Origin of the sequence: Mycetohabitans endofungorum (assembly GCF_037477895.1) — a bacterium.
GTDB lineage: Bacteria > Pseudomonadota > Gammaproteobacteria > Burkholderiales > Burkholderiaceae > Mycetohabitans.
Genome location: NZ_CP132744.1, coordinates 556,490 through 572,653, shown reverse-complemented (window position 1 = coordinate 572,653; position 16,164 = coordinate 556,490). Strand labels below are relative to the sequence as shown.

The 16,164-nt window shown below is 63.8% G+C and carries 13 protein-coding genes; 2 read left to right on the top strand and 11 right to left on the bottom strand.

The window, feature by feature from the left end; genetic code table 11:
• Positions 1-68 precede the first annotated feature (68 nt).
• The 3 genes from RA167_RS02605 to RA167_RS02595 form a co-directional block, all read right to left on the bottom strand.
• Complete coding sequence (locus RA167_RS02605; protein ID WP_076786159.1) at positions 69-500, bottom strand: carboxypeptidase-like regulatory domain-containing protein; 432 nt, start codon at positions 498-500, stop codon at positions 69-71.
• 159 nt (positions 501-659) lie between these two features.
• Positions 660-2,015, bottom strand: a complete 1,356-nt coding sequence (locus RA167_RS02600; RefSeq protein ID WP_076786158.1) for an ATP-binding protein — start codon at positions 2,013-2,015, stop codon at positions 660-662.
• A 9-nt stretch (positions 2,016-2,024) separates the two neighbouring features.
• Positions 2,025-2,684 carry a response regulator gene (locus RA167_RS02595; protein ID WP_076786157.1) on the bottom strand — a complete coding sequence of 220 codons (660 nt, stop codon included), beginning with the start codon at positions 2,682-2,684 and terminating at the stop codon, positions 2,025-2,027.
• 386 nt (positions 2,685-3,070) lie between these two features.
• Between RA167_RS02595 and dacB the strand changes: the two genes are divergently transcribed.
• Both dacB and RA167_RS02585 read left to right on the top strand, forming a co-directional pair.
• Complete coding sequence (gene dacB, locus RA167_RS02590; protein WP_175972462.1) at positions 3,071-4,678, top strand: D-alanyl-D-alanine carboxypeptidase/D-alanyl-D-alanine endopeptidase; 1,608 nt, start codon at positions 3,071-3,073, stop codon at positions 4,676-4,678.
• A gap of 423 nt (positions 4,679-5,101) precedes the next feature.
• The gene (locus tag RA167_RS02585) at positions 5,102-6,193 is read left to right on the top strand and encodes an SGNH/GDSL hydrolase family protein (RefSeq protein ID WP_076787708.1); all 1,092 of its coding nucleotides are present in this window, start codon (positions 5,102-5,104) and stop codon (positions 6,191-6,193) included.
• A 75-nt stretch (positions 6,194-6,268) separates the two neighbouring features.
• Here the strand turns inward: RA167_RS02585 and RA167_RS02580 are convergent, their stop codons facing one another.
• From RA167_RS02580 to RA167_RS02545, 8 genes are all read right to left on the bottom strand, one after another.
• Positions 6,269-7,312, bottom strand: a complete 1,044-nt coding sequence (locus RA167_RS02580; protein WP_076787706.1) for an L-threonylcarbamoyladenylate synthase — start codon at positions 7,310-7,312, stop codon at positions 6,269-6,271.
• Between the two features lie 74 nt (positions 7,313-7,386).
• The gene (locus RA167_RS02575) at positions 7,387-8,541 is read right to left on the bottom strand and encodes a 5-(carboxyamino)imidazole ribonucleotide synthase (RefSeq protein ID WP_076787704.1); all 1,155 of its coding nucleotides are present in this window, start codon (positions 8,539-8,541) and stop codon (positions 7,387-7,389) included.
• A gap of 192 nt (positions 8,542-8,733) precedes the next feature.
• Positions 8,734-9,306 carry a 5-(carboxyamino)imidazole ribonucleotide mutase gene (gene purE / locus RA167_RS02570; RefSeq protein WP_076786156.1) on the bottom strand — a complete coding sequence of 191 codons (573 nt, stop codon included), beginning with the start codon at positions 9,304-9,306 and terminating at the stop codon, positions 8,734-8,736.
• A gap of 12 nt (positions 9,307-9,318) precedes the next feature.
• Positions 9,319-10,215, bottom strand: coding sequence for a phosphoribosylaminoimidazolesuccinocarboxamide synthase (locus RA167_RS02565; protein WP_076786155.1), 897 nt, complete (start codon positions 10,213-10,215; stop codon positions 9,319-9,321).
• A gap of 121 nt (positions 10,216-10,336) precedes the next feature.
• A complete protein-coding gene (gene fba / locus RA167_RS02560; protein WP_076786154.1) occupies positions 10,337-11,401 on the bottom strand; it encodes a class II fructose-bisphosphate aldolase in 1,065 nt (354 codons plus the stop codon).
• Between the two features lie 165 nt (positions 11,402-11,566).
• Positions 11,567-13,003 (bottom strand): pyruvate kinase, encoded by a 1,437-nt coding sequence (pyk, locus tag RA167_RS02555; RefSeq protein ID WP_076786153.1) that lies wholly within the window; start codon positions 13,001-13,003, stop codon positions 11,567-11,569.
• A gap of 175 nt (positions 13,004-13,178) precedes the next feature.
• Positions 13,179-14,393: a phosphoglycerate kinase gene (locus tag RA167_RS02550; RefSeq protein ID WP_076786152.1), complete on the bottom strand. Its 1,215-nt coding sequence runs from the start codon at positions 14,391-14,393 to the stop codon at positions 13,179-13,181.
• A 224-nt stretch (positions 14,394-14,617) separates the two neighbouring features.
• Positions 14,618-16,099 carry a glycosyltransferase family 39 protein gene (locus RA167_RS02545; RefSeq protein WP_076786151.1) on the bottom strand — a complete coding sequence of 494 codons (1,482 nt, stop codon included), beginning with the start codon at positions 16,097-16,099 and terminating at the stop codon, positions 14,618-14,620.
• Between the last annotated feature and the right edge of the window lie 65 nt (positions 16,100-16,164).

Here is a 16,164-nt window from a genome sequence, read left to right as displayed (position 1 = left end):
CGTGGCACCTATTATCGGCAAAATTGCGCTGCCGCACATCGTGCGGCGCGCCGCCGACCGCGCCGCGCTTACGGCTGCGACCAGCGGAATGCGAGCGTCGCATGGCGCCGTAGCTCGATCGACTTCGTTTGCGCCGTGCTCTCGTACTGCGCGCGTACCGTGTAGCGTCCGGGCGCGAGCTTGACCAGCATGTACGGACCCTGCGAAATCGTATCGAGCACGGCCTGGCCGCCCGCCCGCGTGATGGTCACCTGTACGTCGGCCAGGTATTCGCCGCGCGAGCCAGTGAACCGCAACGTGAGCGGCCAATGCGGCGCCTCGCGGCGCAACGCCTGCGACTCGTCCAATCCGACACCGCCCGACGTATAGCTGACCTCGCCCTGCGTGCTGACCGGCGGCAAGCCGTTGTTGTCCTGCGCCGCGACCCGCGTGGCAAAGCCGGTGACCCCGAGTAAGCCGGTCGCCAGCATGGCAAGCCCCATTCGATGGCAGTTTTTCATCGTGTCACTCCTTTCCTAGGCTGGTTCAAGGACGTCGGATCCGCAGCGCGCCGCGCATACGGCCCCCTCCTATTTTACCGACCCGATCAACGGCATACGGTTCCGGCGAAACACAAGGCAGCCGATAAGTGTTTGTTATATCAGCGTTTTTATGTCTCGTCACATCGGAGCCGAGGTAGCTTCGCGCGCGCCGCCCGAGTGCCGCGCAAAGGTGACGCTAACGCGCAATCCGCGTCCGCCCGGACCGTCGTCCAACTGCAATAACGCACCGTGCTGCTGCGCGACACCACGCACGATGGCCAGGCCCAACCCGCTGCCGCAGATCTGTGCAAGCGACTCATCACGTGCCGGCATCCGATAGAATCGATCGAACACGCGCGCACGCTCCGATGCCGGAATGCCGGGCCCGGTATCGACGATCTGCACGCGCGGCCGGCCAGCGCCGTCGGCATCGATCGACACGTCGACGCGCCCGCCCCGCGGCGTGTACTTGACCGCGTTGTCAACTAGGTTGCTGATCATCATGCGCAACGCATCGGCGTCGCCGGATACGGTCGCGTCCGCGGCTGCGTCCATGCCCAGATCCACGCCGCGTTGCGCAGCGAGCGTCGTATACGCGCGCACGCTATCCTCGACCACCGCACGCAACGACACGGGTGCCCCTGCGCTGGCGCAGTCCGCGGCGGGCTCGGCACGCGCGAGCGCCAGTAATTGCTCGACCAGCCGCGTCGCGCGCTCGACCCCATGCCTCAGGTCCGCTGTCGCCTCCCGCCGCGCCGCGTCGTCCCGCGCGCGCTCCAGCAGCTGCACCTGGATCTGCAACGCGGCCAGCGGCGTGCGCAACTCGTGTGCGGCATCGGCGACAAACGCGCGCTGCGTATCCAGCGCATGCGCCAGCCGCTCGAGCAATCCGTTGAGCGCACGCACCAGCGGCTGCACCTCGTTGGGCAGCCGCTGGTCCGGCAGCGGGTCGAGCGCGTCCGGCTGCCGCGTGTCCAACGCAAGCGCCACGCGGCGCAATGGCTTCAGCCCGCGGCCGATGACCAGCCAGACGGCCACGCCCAGCAGCGGCAACAGCATCAGCGAAGGCCACAGCGTGCGCAGCGCCACTTCTGCCGCCAGCCGGCTGCGCACGCTCATCGGTTGAGCGAGTTGCACGACATTGTCGCCTACCACCGCGCTGTAGACCCGCCAGTCGCCACCCGACGTGTGTTCGGTCGAAAAGCCCAGCCTGGCATGCGGCGCGAGGGGCGCGCGCGGGTGAGAGTAGTACAGCTGCACGCCCTCGCGGCTCCAGATCTGGATCACGACACCGCCGCTTTCCGGATCGCCCGCACCGAACGCGGAGCTGAACGGCTCCGATGGCAACGCCGCGGCAGTTTGCTGCAATTGGAAGTCAAACAATTCATTGGCTTCGGCCCGGGCCTGCCGAAAGGTGAGCCAGCCTGCCAGGCCAAAGCCCGCCAGCAGCACCGTAATTAGCGAGAACAGCAGTTGTCGGCGAATCGAATTCATCAGCCCGCGTCACGCCTTCGGCATCATGTAGCCCAGCCCGCGCACGGTGCGGATCAGTTCCGTGCCAAGCTTCTTGCGCAGCGAATGGATATAGACTTCGACCGTATTGCTGCCAATCTCCTCGCCCCAGCCATAGATTTTTTCCTCAAGCTGGCTCTTGGAGAGCACCGCGCCAGGCCGCGCCAGCAGCGCCTCGAGCAACCCGTACTCGCGCGCGGACAACGCAACAGGCACGCCATCGAGTGTGACCTCGCGCGCGGCCGGATCCAACGTCAAGCCGCGGTGCCGGATCACTGTCTCGGTCCGACCGGCCTGGCGGCGCACCAGGGCCCGCATGCGGGCGCCAAGCTCGTCCAGATCGAACGGCTTGACCAGATAGTCGTCCGCGCCCGCGTCGAGCCCCTTGACGCGATCGGCTACCGCGTCACGGGCGGTCACGATCAGCACTGGCAACGCATGTTTTTTAGCGCGAACCGTCTTGAGCACATCCAGTCCATCGCGCTGAGGTAATCCGAGGTCGAGCAGCATCAGGTCGTACGGCTCGCCGTCAGCGGCCAGGATCGCCGCCGCGCCGTCCTGGACCCAATCCACTGCCCAGCCGTCCGCACGCAGCGCCTTGCGCACACCTTCAGCGATCATCGGGTCATCTTCGACGAGTAAAACACGCATGGTGCCGACCGTTCGTCCATCCACAATTGAGTCATACGCACATTTTATCCTTGTCGCCACACCGGTCCGGCGCATTGCTGTCCCGTGTCGAATTTTGATCGTAGCGCCGTCGACCTGTCCCATTGTCACTACAATGAGCGCTTCGCGCGCAACCGGCCGCCATGTCGGCGTCAGCGCGTTTCTATCGCTCGCGCTTCTCTATGCTTCCGTATCCGTTCGCTTTCTTTGGCCGCTTCACCCGCCCGGGCTTCGCCCGCTCTATCCTGTCCGTTGTCCGATTGCGCAGCCGTAACGGCGATGTCCGCCAGGGCGCTGCGCGCGTCACGACCCTCCCGCGACAAATGGGTGATGCGACGCAGCGATCACGCCGCCAGTGGCTGGCTGCGATGCTCGCGTGTGCAGCATGGATTGCACTGCCAAGCGTGCCCACGCCGGCCTTCGCCGACGCGAAGCCCCAAACCAAGGGATGGCGGGCTAAGAGCAAGGTAACTCGCAAGGCAAGTCGCAATGCGGCGGCCAACGCATCGTGCGCCAAGGCCCGCACGAAGCGCAGCAAAAGCAAGACCGCTGGCCGCACAGCCAACGTACCGTCCGGCCCGCTGCCCGCGCCGGTGATGGCCGGGCTCGCGCGTGCGCGGGTGCCGCTATCGTCGGTCAGCGTCGTCGTGCAGCGCGTGAACGACAGGCAGCCTTTACTCGCGTGGAATGCGAGCAAGCGTATGCTGCCCGCATCGACGATGAAACTGGTGACCACCTACGCCGGCCTGTCGATCCTCGGCCCGAATTACCGGTGGCGCACGAGCGCATACCGAGACGGCAGCATCGACGCCTCCGGCATACTGCACGGCAACCTGTACATTCAAGGCACTGGCGATCCAAAGCTCGTGCCGGAGGAGTTGATCGACCTGGTAGACAAGATCCACAAACAAGGCATCACCACGCTGGACGGCGATCTGGTCTTGGACAAGCGATGGTTTGACGCATCCACACATAACCTGCCCGCGTTCGACAACAACACCGACTCGCCGTACAACGTCGGCCCGGATCCACTGCTGTATGCGTTCAAGTCGCTGTCGTTTAAGCTGAACCCGTCGCCGAACGGTGACGTGGCCATCGACGTGACGCCTGCGCTCGCGCAACTGAAAATCGTCAACCAGTTGCGCAAGACGCGCGGCGCGTGCACTGGCGTGCTGCAAAGTGTGACCCCGGCTATCACGCCGACGCCGCAAGGCATCGTGCAAGCGGTGTTCAGCGGCGACTATCCGACGCGCTGCGGCGCACGTACCGTCAACATGGCCGCACTGGATCACTCGAGCTTTTTTGCCGGTGGTTTCCTAGCGCTGTGGAAGCAAACCGGAGGCACCTTCACCGGCAAAGTGCGTGAAGGTGCAACGCCGTCCAACGCGCAGCTAGTGGCGACCCATCGCGGGATCGAACTATCGACGATCGTGAACGACATCAATAAGTTGTCGAACAACACGATGACGCGCAACCTATTCCTGTCGATCGGCGCAGTCGGCGCGCGCCCGATTGCATCGCACATCCCCGTCACGCTCGCCCCGCCGGTGCCGTCCACGCCCGCGCGCAGCGCACAAGTCATCCGCGATTTTCTGGCCAAGAGTGGGCTGGCGATGCCCGAGTTGCAACTGGACAATGGCTCCGGCTTGTCGCGCAACGAGTACGTCAGCGCAGCCTCGATGGCTAAGCTGCTGGTGGCGGCCAACGCCAGCCCTGTCGCGCAGGCCTTTGTCGCGTCGCTGCCCATTGCCGGCGTCGACGGCACGATGCGTCACCGGCTCACCGGAGCGCCGGTAGGCGGCAATGCACGGATCAAGACTGGCACATTGCGCGACGTGCGCGCGATTGCCGGCTATGTCGCCGCCGCGAACGGCGAAAGCTACGTGGTGGTGAGCTTTATCAACGATCCACGCGCCGCCGCCGCGCGGCAGGCACATGATGCCCTGCTCGAATGGGTATACCAACACGCCCGGTAACGCCCGCCGGCCGATGCCGTGTTTCAAACATCCAGAAAAACCCTAACGGCATGACGGCATGCGAAGTTGGACGTGTCGCATTGAATAAAGCCTCTAGCCGACAGACGTAAGCGGCGATTAGAGTCGGTGTACTCTTGATCCGTTCTCACTGTGACCGCTCAGACGGCTCCAGCGGGACGTAGCGCCGGTGCGCCCACGCCCGGCACAGCAATGACAATGCACGAGCGGTGCCATGCCGCTCGAGACGAATATCGGAGGACGCGGATGCGATTCGACGCCATTGGGCTGCTGCCAGCGCCCAGGTAACGTTTCGTTATCCGTATCGACATGATCCGCCGCGAGGTCGGCTTGGCAAGCGCGCGGCGTGCAGCCGCTTACGGCCTATCCGGCCTGGTAGCACAACCAACCGTACGAGGAGACTCAATGAAGAATCAGAAAAACACGTTGCAGCGCTTCGTGCGCACAGCGATCGCCTGTACCGTATTCGCGCTGCTCGCCTCGTGCGGCGCCGGCACCAGCGGCGACCCATCGACGCAGACTCCGGCGGGAGACATCCGGCTGCAAGTGGTCACGTTCGGCGACAGCCTGTCCGATGCCGGCACCTATGCGGTGACCAGCACGAGCGCTGCCGGCCCGCTCGCATTGGGCGGCGGCCGCTTCACGACAAATCCTGGGCAGGTGTGGGCGCAGAACGTCGCGCAATACTACGGCGATACGCTCACGCCGGCGTTCAACGCAGGCTTCGGCGTGCCGCTGACCGCGGCGGGCGGCTTGGATTACGCGCAAGGTGCGGCCACGGTCAATACCAGTGGTTCGACCACCAGCGCCAGCATGACGGCCGAGCCCGTCACTTGGCAGGTCAGCGCCTACTTGCAGGCGCACGGCAGCTTCAACAGCAAACAGTTAGTGCTCATCGAGGCCGGGGCCAACGATGTGCTGGGCAACGCGCAAGCGCTGGCGGCCGGCCAGATCACGCAGGCCACAGCGATACAGAACATCACGACGGCGGCCCTCACGCTCGCCCAGGTAGTCGGCCAGATCCTGCAGGCCGGCGCAACCAAGGTGGTCGTCGCGAATCTACCCAACATCGGCGTGACGCCGCTCGGTGTGTCCAGCGCCGATGGCGGCACCGGGCTCACGCAACTGTCGGCCGGCTTCAACACCGCGCTAAAGGCGGCGCTCACGCAAGGCGGCATCGGCCAGAAGGTGATCCAGCTCGACGTATTCTCGTGGATCACCAACCTAGCGGCCAATTACCGAGCCAATGGATTCAAGGTCGGCGCCAACGGCACCGCATGCAATTTGGCCCAAATGGTCGCGTCGGCGCAACAGGCCGGCGTGCCCAACCCGGCCTCGTACGGCACGTCGCTGCTGTGCGCGCCGGACAGCTACACCGAGCAGAACGCAGACCAGACCTATATGTTCGCCGACCAAATCCACCCGACGACCCGCACCCATCAGTTGTTCGCGCAATTCGCGCAGCAGCAGATCGCGGCGCACGGCATCGGCAAGTGATTGCCCGGTAACGCGCACAAGCCACGCATCGACAGCGATGGGGCGCCCGACCGGGCCACGCCCGCTCTGTTCGTGTCAGACGCCAGCTTCGAACGCCGCCGCCGCGCGCTGCAGCCGGTCGTTGACCGCTGCCCATTCCGCGGTGGACGGCAATGGCTCGATGAAAATACGCAGCACGTTCGCGCCATCCAGTTCGCGCAGCATCCGGTACAGTTCGCGCGCATACACGTGCGGATCGTCGGGCGCGGCGACGAACTGCAAGTTGGGCCGCGCACGCAACGCCTCGGCTTGTGGCAGGCCGGCGCGCGCGATGACCGCCAGTCGTTCATGCGGCGCATGGGCGGCGACCTCGCACAGGATTGCCTCGAGCGGCAGCAACGCGAGCGGCGTACGCGGCGCATAGTGAGCCTTCAACGTGCCCGAGGCGCGCGGCACCGTGGCATCGCTGCCGTCGGGCAGCCGCGGCGGCGCGCCCAGCACGTCGGCGATCTGTTGCGGCGTGATCCGCCCAGGGCGCAGCAGCGCCGGAAAGCCACGCGACAGGTCGATGATCGTCGACTCGATGCCGACATCGCATGCGCCACCGTCCAGTACGTGCACGCTGTCGCCAAACTCGTCGCGTACATGCTGCGCGGTCGTCGGGCTCACATGGCCGAACTTGTTCGCGGACGGCGCCGCCACACCGCCGTGGCCGTGCTGCAAGTCGGAGAACGCGCGCAACAACGCCTGCGCCACCGGGTGCGACGGACATCGCAGCCCGATCGAGTCCTGCCCGCCGCTCACCGCATCCGGGATCGCGTCGGCCCGCTTCAGGATTAACGTTAATGGCCCGGGCCAAAATGCATCGATCAGGCGGCGCGCCTCCGAACCCAGCGTGCGGACCCAGCCACCGGGATCGTCACCTGGTGCCAAATGGACAATGACGGGATGAGTCGCGGGCCGCCCCTTAGCTGCGTAGATGCGCGCCACGGCCTGTGGATTGCGGGCATCCGCGCCTAACCCGTACACTGTCTCGGTCGGGAACGCAACTAGTTCGCCAGCGGCCAAGCGGCGTGCGGCGGCATCGATCAAGGCCGGTGCCGGCCACCCGTGCGTCGGCACGTCGCTGCCGGCAAACATCGGCGTTGGCGCATCACTGTCAGCAGACGTCGGCGCTGGCGCGCCACGCCCGTCGTTGCGTTGCCGGATACCATTCATTCTAGTCGGATATGCAAAAGGCGCGCGCAGTCGCGCGCGGCCGCCCGAGCTTCATCCAGCGTCAGCGCAGTCAGCGTCAGATGGCCCATCTTGCGCCCGACGCGGGCTTCCTCCTTCGCGTACAGGTGCAGGTGCGCACCCGGTATCGCGGCAACCTCGTGCCATGGCGGCACGCGCGGCGTCTTGTCGGCAAACCACACATCACCAAGCAAATTTAGCATGACCGCAGGCGAATGCTGGCGCGTGCAGCCCAGCGGCATGCCAGTCATTGCGCGTACCTGCTGCTCGAACTGGTTCGACACGCACGCGTCGATCGTATAGTGGCCGGAATTGTGCGGCCGAGGCGCCATTTCGTTGGCCACCAGCGAGCCGTCCTTCAACACGAAGAACTCCACGCACAGCACGCCGACATAGTCTAGTTGTGCAGCAATCGACAGCGCCGCAGCCTGCGCCCGCTCGATGAGCGCCGCATCCGCAACCGGCGCCGGCGAAATCGTCTGCGACAGAATGCCGTTAACATGGATATTCTGCGCGACTGGAAACACCACCGTCGTGCGGTCCGCGCCGCGCGCAACGATGGCCGAGATCTCGTACGCGAGCGGCAACCGTTGCTCGAGTACGCACGCGACGCCACCCAGCGCTGCATGCGCGGCGCGCACCTCGTCCGGGTTGCACACGCTCATTTGCCCCTTGCCATCGTAGCCGAGCCGCGCGGTCTTCAGGATGCCCGGCAGCACCGCCGCCAGGGCCTCGTCGGACAGGGCCTGCAGCGCGGCCGACGACTCGATCACCACGTGTGGCGCGACCGATACGCCGGCCTGCTCGATCCAACGCTTTTCGGCGATACGATCCTGCGCGATGGCGACGCACTGCGCGGACGGACTCACGCAGGTGGTGCGTGCCAGCCAGTCTAGGCTGGCGGCTGGCACATTCTCGAACTCGGTCGACACCGCCGCGCACAGCCGCGCCATTTCAGCGAGCGCCTCGCGATCGTCATACGCGGCGCAAAGATGGCGATCAGCAACACCGCCCGCTGGACAGGTGATCTGCGGATCCAACACGGCGACACGGTAGCCCATCGCCTGCGCGGCAAAACAGAACATCCGGCCGAGTTGGCCGCCGCCGACTATGCCCAGCCATGCGCCCGGCATGATTGGCGCGCGCGGATACGTCGGCGCGCCGAATGTGGGCGAGCCGGCACACGCTGTCGAGGATGAACCCGTGCCTACGGGTAAGCGAACATCTGTCATCTTGTCAGAATAATAAGGTCGGCGGCAGAGCCTCTGAGACACACAATTCAATGCCGAAGGCCGCCATGCCAGCGCATCGGCCCATGCGACGCGTCAATCCGCCGGCAGCACCATCGCCCGCGCGGCATCGTTCTGACGCACGCGGAACATTGCGAGTTTGGACGCGAAGCCGTCCGCGTCGACCGGCGCGCCGACACTGTCCGCGCTCGCGAGCAACGCAACGGCGAACAACGCGGCATTGGCCGCGCCGGCCTCACCGATCGCAAACGTCGCGACCGGCACGCCTTTGGGCATCTGCACGATCGAGTGCAACGAGTCCACGCCCCGCAGGTACTTGCTAGCCACCGGCACGCCGAGCACCGGCACCGTCGTCTTGGCCGCGAGCATGCCGGGCAGGTGTGCGGCGCCGCCCGCACCCGCAATGATCGCGCGCAACCCACGCGAACGCGCTGCTTGCGCATAATCGAACATCTCATCGGGCATCCGGTGCGCGGACACGACGCGTGCCTCGTAGGGCACGCCGAACTCGCGCAGGATCGCCACGGCGTGCTGCATCGTGTCCCAGTCCGACGACGATCCCATCACCACGCCAACCAACGGGCTCGGGTGGCTGTGCGCACCGCCGGGCTGTGCTGGCTGCTGTGCTTGCTGCTGAACTTCATTCATTGCGCGCTTCCGTTATCGATGCAGTGGCTGGCCCGTGAGCCGCTCGAGAGCTTCGCGGTATTTCGCCGCGGTTTTGTCGATCACCTCGTGCGGCAGCTTCGGCGCCGGCGGCGCCTTGTTCCACGGCTGCGCCTCCAGCCAGTCGCGCACGAACTGCTTGTCGAACGACGGCGGGTTGGTGCCGACCCGGTATTGGTCTGCAGGCCAGAATCGTGACGAGTCGGCGGTCAACACCTCGTCCATCAGGTACAGCTTGCCGTCGTCATCGAGCCCAAACTCGAACTTGGTGTCCGCGATGATGATCCCGCGCGTGGCCGCGTAGTCCGCGGCCGCCTTGTACAGCGAGATGCTGATGTCGCGAATGCGCGCGGCCAGCTCGGCGCCAATACGCTGCGCGACGTCAGCAAACGTGATGTTCTCGTCGTGATGACCGATGTCCGCTTTTGCCGCCGGCGTGAAGATCGGCTCCGGCAGCCGTTGCGCGTTCTGCAGGCCCGCCGGCAGCGCGACGCCGCACACCGAGCCGCTGGCCTGATAGTCCTTCCAGCCACTGCCGGTGAGGTAGCCGCGCACCACCGCCTCCACCAGGATCGGCTTCAGGCGCCGCACCACGACCGCGCGACCGGCGACCTGCGGCACCTCGTCGGGCGCGACGACACTTTCCGGCGCCACGCCGGTCAAGTGGTTTGGCACCACGTGCGCAAGCTTGTCGAACCAGAAATTGGCCATTTGGTTCAGCACGCGCCCCTTGTCCGGAATCGGCTCGCCCATGATCACGTCGAACGCCGACAGGCGGTCGGTCGTCACGATCAGCAACTTGTCGTCGCCAACCGCGTAATTGTCGCGAACCTTGCCGCGTCCCAGTAGCGGCAGCGACTTCAGCGTGGATTCATAGAGCACAGAGGGCATCGTCGGGTCCCAGAAAGTGGAAAAGCCGTTCCACGGCAATGCGGGAACGGCGTGTATTGTAAACCGAGCGCAGCATGGCGCCGCGGGACCGGCAACACGCGCCGGCCCAGCTAGCGACGAATCAGCGCACCACTTGCTTGAGCGCGCCCGACTTGTATTGCTCGGCGATCTTGTCCAGCGGCAACGGCTTGATCTTGCTGGCCTGCCCTTCGCAACCGAACTGCCGATAGCGTGCCAGGCACACCTTCTTAGCCGCTTCGCGCGCCGGCTTCAGATAGTCGCGCGGGTCGAATTTGCTCGGGTTCTCGACGAAATAGCGGCGGATCGCACCAGTGATCGCCAGCCGCAGGTCCGTATCGATATTGATCTTACGCACACCGTGCTTGATGCCTTCCTGGATTTCCTCGACCGGCACGCCATACGTTTCCTTCATGTCGCCGCCGAACTCGCGGATCTCCGCCAGCAGCTCCTGCGGCACCGACGACGAGCCGTGCATCACCAGGTGCGTGTTCGGGATCCGCGCATGGATTTCCTTAATCCGATCGATGGCCAGAATGTCGCCGGTCGGCTTCTTCGTAAACTTGTAAGCACCATGGGACGTACCGATCGCAATGGCCAGCGCATCGCACTGCGTCGCGCGCACAAAGTCGGCCGCCTGCTCGACGTCGGTGAGCAGTTGCTCGCGCGTCATCGTCCCTTCCGCACCGTGGCCGTCCTCCTTGTCGCCCTTCATCGTCTCGAGCGAACCGAGCACGCCGAGCTCGGCCTCGACCGTCACGCCGATCGCGTGCGAAAACTCGACCACTTGTCGCGACACCTCGACGTTGTACTCATAACTGGCAACCGTCTTGCCGTCAGCCTGCAGCGAGCCGTCCATCATTACACTGGTAAAGCCACTGCGGATCGCCGCCATGCAAACCGCCGGCGATTGCCCGTGGTCCTGGTGCATCACGATCGGCAGATGCGGATAGGACTCGACCGCCGCCTCGATCAGATGGCGCAGGAACGCTTCACCCGCATATTTGCGCGCCCCCGCCGACGCCTGCATGATCACCGGCGCATTTGCCTCGTCCGCAGCCGCCATGATCGCCTGCACCTGCTCGAGGTTGTTGACGTTGAACGCCGGCAATCCGTAGCCGTTTTCAGCCGCGTGATCCAACAGTTGACGCATCGATACGAGAGGCATGTTTCACTCCTTCAATGAGAATTCTTCCCGGCATTGGCCGCGCTACCGTGAGCCGCGCGCATCCGTGTTGTGCCGTGCGCCGCGCGCTGCCTCAAATCGGGCGCTGTCGCGTCGGTCATTGACCATTATTGTACGTTGACTGGAACGCGCCCAGCGGTGAAAACCTCAGACAATGTCGCCCACCTTGACGATCTTCAGCGTATTGGTACCGCCCGCCTGTCCCATTGGCTCGCCCACGGTCAACACAACAATGTCGCCGCGCACTGCGTAACCGTTCCTCACTAGCAACTCGAGCGCCTGCTGTAGCGCCGTATCGCGGTCCAGGCTCGATTCCAGGTGCAGCGGCACCACATTGCGATACAACGCCATCATCCGCTCGCTGGCCACGCGTGGCGTCAACGCATAGATCGGCACATGCAGCCAATGCCGGCTCATCCATAACGCGGTCGCGCCCGACTCGGTCAGCGCAATAATTGCCTTGGCGCCAAGGTGGAACGCGGTGAACAGCGCTCCCATCGCAATCGATTGGTCGATGCGGGTGAACGTGCGATCCAGGAAATCCTTGTCCAGCTCGACGTGCTCGGACTTTTCCGCCTCCACGCAGATGGCCGCCATCGTCTCGATGGTCTCGACCGGATACCGGCCAGCCGCAGTCTCCGCGGACAACATCACTGCATCGGTGCCATCCAGCACCGCGTTGGCCACGTCCGAGACTTCTGCCCGCGTCGGCACCGGGTTCTGGATCATCGACTCCATCATTTGCGTGGCGGTAATCACGGTCTTGTTCGCCTCCCGCGCCATCCGGATCATGCGCTTTTGCAGCGCCGGCACCGCCGCGTTACCGACCTCCACCGCCAAATCGCCGCGCGCCACCATGATGCCGTCCGATGCATCGAGGATCTCCTGCAATGCCGGGATCGCCTCGGCACGCTCGATTTTGGCGATCATCTTCGGCTTGTAGCCGTACGGTGCGCCGGCGATGTTCGCGAGCTGCCGCGCCATCTCCATGTCCGTCGCGTTTTTGGGAAACGACACGGCGACCAGATCTGCGCCGAGCGCCATGGCCGTACGTATATCCTCCATGTCCTTTGCCGTCAGTGCGGGAGCGGACAGACCACCGCCCTGCCGGTTGATCCCCTTATTGTTCGATAATTCACCGCCGACCTTCACGGTCGTGTGGATCTCCTCGCCAACCACCCGCTGCACGCTCAACACGATCAGGCCATCGTTAAGCAGTAGGACATCGCCGGCCTTCAAATCGCGTGGCAGGTCCTTATAGTCCAGGCCGACGCGCTCGTCGTTGCCCAGTTCGCACGCGGCATCCAGCACGAACGGCGCGCCAGCAGCGAGCGTCACACGGCCGTTCTCGAACTTGCCGACGCGGATTTTCGGGCCTTGCAGGTCCGCCATGATCGCCACTTCACGGCCCGCCTGTCGCGCAGCCTCCCGCACGAACTCGGCACGCTGACGATGATCATCGGCGGTGCCATGCGAGAAATTCAGCCGCACAACATCCAGCCCCGCCGCGATCATCCGCGACAGGATATCTGGCGAGCTGGACGCGGGTCCAATGGTGGCGACAATCTTGGTAGCGCGATGCATGAGTCTCCTCGACTGGGTTAAAGCGCTGCATAAAGCGCTGCTGCGGAGGCGATTGCCCGGAGCGAATGCGACACCGGCGCAACGCCGCTGCGCGCGGCCGGCCAAGCCAGGACAGCCGCGCCGCTATGCTGCGGTGTCGGCGGTGCGTTGCACAAGGTCGCGCGCCGTTGGCCGTTTATGCGCCGGCGTTACCGGTTTGCGCACGGCTTTGCAGCACCTCGACCGCAGGCAGCGTCTTGCCCTCGAGGAACTCGAGAAAGGCCCCTCCACCGGTCGAGATATAACTGACCTTGTCATGAATACCGTACTTCGCAATCGCCGCGAGCGTATCGCCGCCGCCGGCGATGGAGAACGCCTCCGACTTCGCGATGGCCTGTGCGAGCGTCTTCGTGCCGTTGCCAAACTGATCGAACTCGAACACGCCGACGGGCCCGTTCCACACGATTGTGCCGGCCTTTTCCAGTTGCACGGCCAGCGCGGCCGCGGTCTGCGGACCGATATCCAGGATCATGTCGTCGTCGGCCACCTCGCTTGCCGCCTTGGTCTGCGCGTGGGCATCCGACGCGAACGCCTTCGCAGTCACCACGTCGGTCGGAATCGGCACCGACGCCCCGCGCGTGTTCGCCGCGTCGATGATCGCTTTGCCCTCACCGACTAAATCCGCTTCGGCCAGCGATTTGCCGATTGGCAGCCCGGCGGCCAGCATGAACGTGTTCGCGATGCCGCCACCCACGATCAGTTGGTCGACCTTCTCGGCAAGCGACTTTAGGATTGTCAGCTTCGTCGACACCTTTGAACCCGCCACGATCGCCACGAGCGGACGTTTCGGGTTGCCGAGCGCTTTGCCCAGCGCATCGAGTTCCGCCGCGAGCAGCGGACCAGCACACGCGATTTTCGCGTACTTCGCGATCCCGTGCGTGGTCGCCTCCGCACGGTGCGCGGTGCCAAACGCGTCATTGACATAGACGTCGCACAGCGCGGCCATCTTTTGCGCAAGCTCGTCCGAATTCTTCTTCTCACCCGGGTTGACGCGGCAATTCTCGAGCAGCACGACATTGCCGGGCGCCACGCTCACACCACGCTCAACCCAGTTAGCCACCAGCGGCACGTCGCGGCCGAGCAACTCGCCCAGGCGCTTGGCCACGGGTGCGAGAGAGTCTTCCGACTTGAACTGCCCTTCGATGGGCCGGCCCAGGTGCGATGTCACCATCACCGCCGCACCGGCATCGAGCGCCTGGCGGATCGCCGGGACCGACGCGCGAATGCGGGTATCCTCGGTGATGTGGCCGGCATCGTCTTGTGGCACGTTCAGGTCGGCACGGATGAACACACGCTGGCCGCGGAGCTTTCCGTCCGCGATGAGGTCGGTCAAACGCAGAACTTGAGTCATGAGGTTGGCTTGACGGAATTGAGGAAAGGGTAAAGCCGCAGCACGATGGCCGCTGCCTGCCGCTCAGATGACGCATTTGCACGCGATGGTCCATTTTAACGCATCGCATAGTGACGCAATGCCACAGCGACCAAATGTATTGCGTTTACACTGCGCACAACGTAGTGCTTGCGGGCATGAAGGCGATGCGCTCAACCCAAACAATGTCGATATTTACTGCGTCTTTATAGGCGGGGCGGCATTAAAAAGAGCTGGTATCTGCGCGCCGGCAGTGTCATACCCCAAGCCCGCTTTTGCACCTCGCATAATGTTGGCGACACTGCGCTAATCGAGCTTGCGGCAGCGATGCAATCACGGTCGCCGTCCCGGCAAACGAGAAGGGCGCCCTGACGCGCCACATCAGTGGCGCTTACCCACGGTGTGTCATGGGGGTGACGGAAGTCCCAAAAACGTGTGCGTCCACGACCATAAAATGCAATCGATTGCGCTTCATGGACTGCCCCGCCTACTATCGGGACATCCCCACCCATCCGCTGGCGCCAAAGATCGCTTGCAGCAACCGCAAGCTCAGCCCGCGGCTCGCCCCCCCCTTCTGTATTGCGCTTCGCAGCCAGCCATCCGACAATAGGCGCTATCGTCAGTACGATCAGCCAGTAGGTCAACATCACCCGCGGTACGCGCTCCAGCGTTATCTCGAATCCGTCACGACGAAGTACCATCAGCCAAAACGGAACGATAGCGAACCACTGAGCCATGCCCCATACGGAGGCCATCTGCGTTTTCGCCACCACTGCTATCGCCCCCACAACAATAAGCGGGCCTGCGACTAGCCACCAAAGGCCAGCATGCCTGGAAGGCGTGACACAACTGCGCGCCATCGCGAGAGCCGCCTGCCGCCAGCGTGCCCCGGCCAATAAAATAACAAAGCAGAAACTTGGTAAAAGATAGCCTAATTGCGCAGCCGTGTAGGTACAAAAACGCGCGATAGCATCTCCCAGCGTTCCGCCCGCACGGTTTTGCGCGTAATGGAGTGTTGGAAAATCATTGACCACGAGCCAGTGAAGATGAGGTAGCACGACGACTGCTGCAGTGCCTGCTACCAGCCACGAGCGCCAACTCAACAAAGTGGCGCGCCAAGCCGGATACACAAATGCGGCAATGCATAACGCTATGAGCAATACCGCTGAAAAGTACTTACCCAGCATCGATACACCGGAAAGTACACCAAGCGCAATCGCGCAGCCCACGCGGCGATTTTGCATAAAGCAGACAAAAAAATATGCAGTCCACGGCCAAAGCGACAATAAAACTGCATTAGCATTGAACTTGATCGCAAGGTTTGAGTACAGTGGGGAGACCGCCATTGCCAATCCTGCCAAGACAGCGAGCCGCGCTGGCAAGAAGCGCTTGGCCAGAGCCACGATACCAAGCAAGCCCACCATTACGTTAAGCGACGACAGAGAGAAGTACGCAATATCAGTATGAGGGAAAACGCGAAACCACGCTGCAGTAATCCATGCAAACAATGGGGGATGCTTTGAATAGCCGGCTTGCCATTCTATGCCCCACACGTAGTTCTCGACCATGTCACCCTGCCTGTCAAGGTTACCCCATGACAGCCATGCGGCGAATGTCCATACAGCCGCGTGTATCGGTAACAACCAGAGCATGCGCAAATCGCAATCCACGCCGCCCTTCTTTTTCATATCGATACCAGTTTTGTAGAACAAAGCTAATTTTAAATTAAGTTTCAGGGTAAATTTTTACTGCG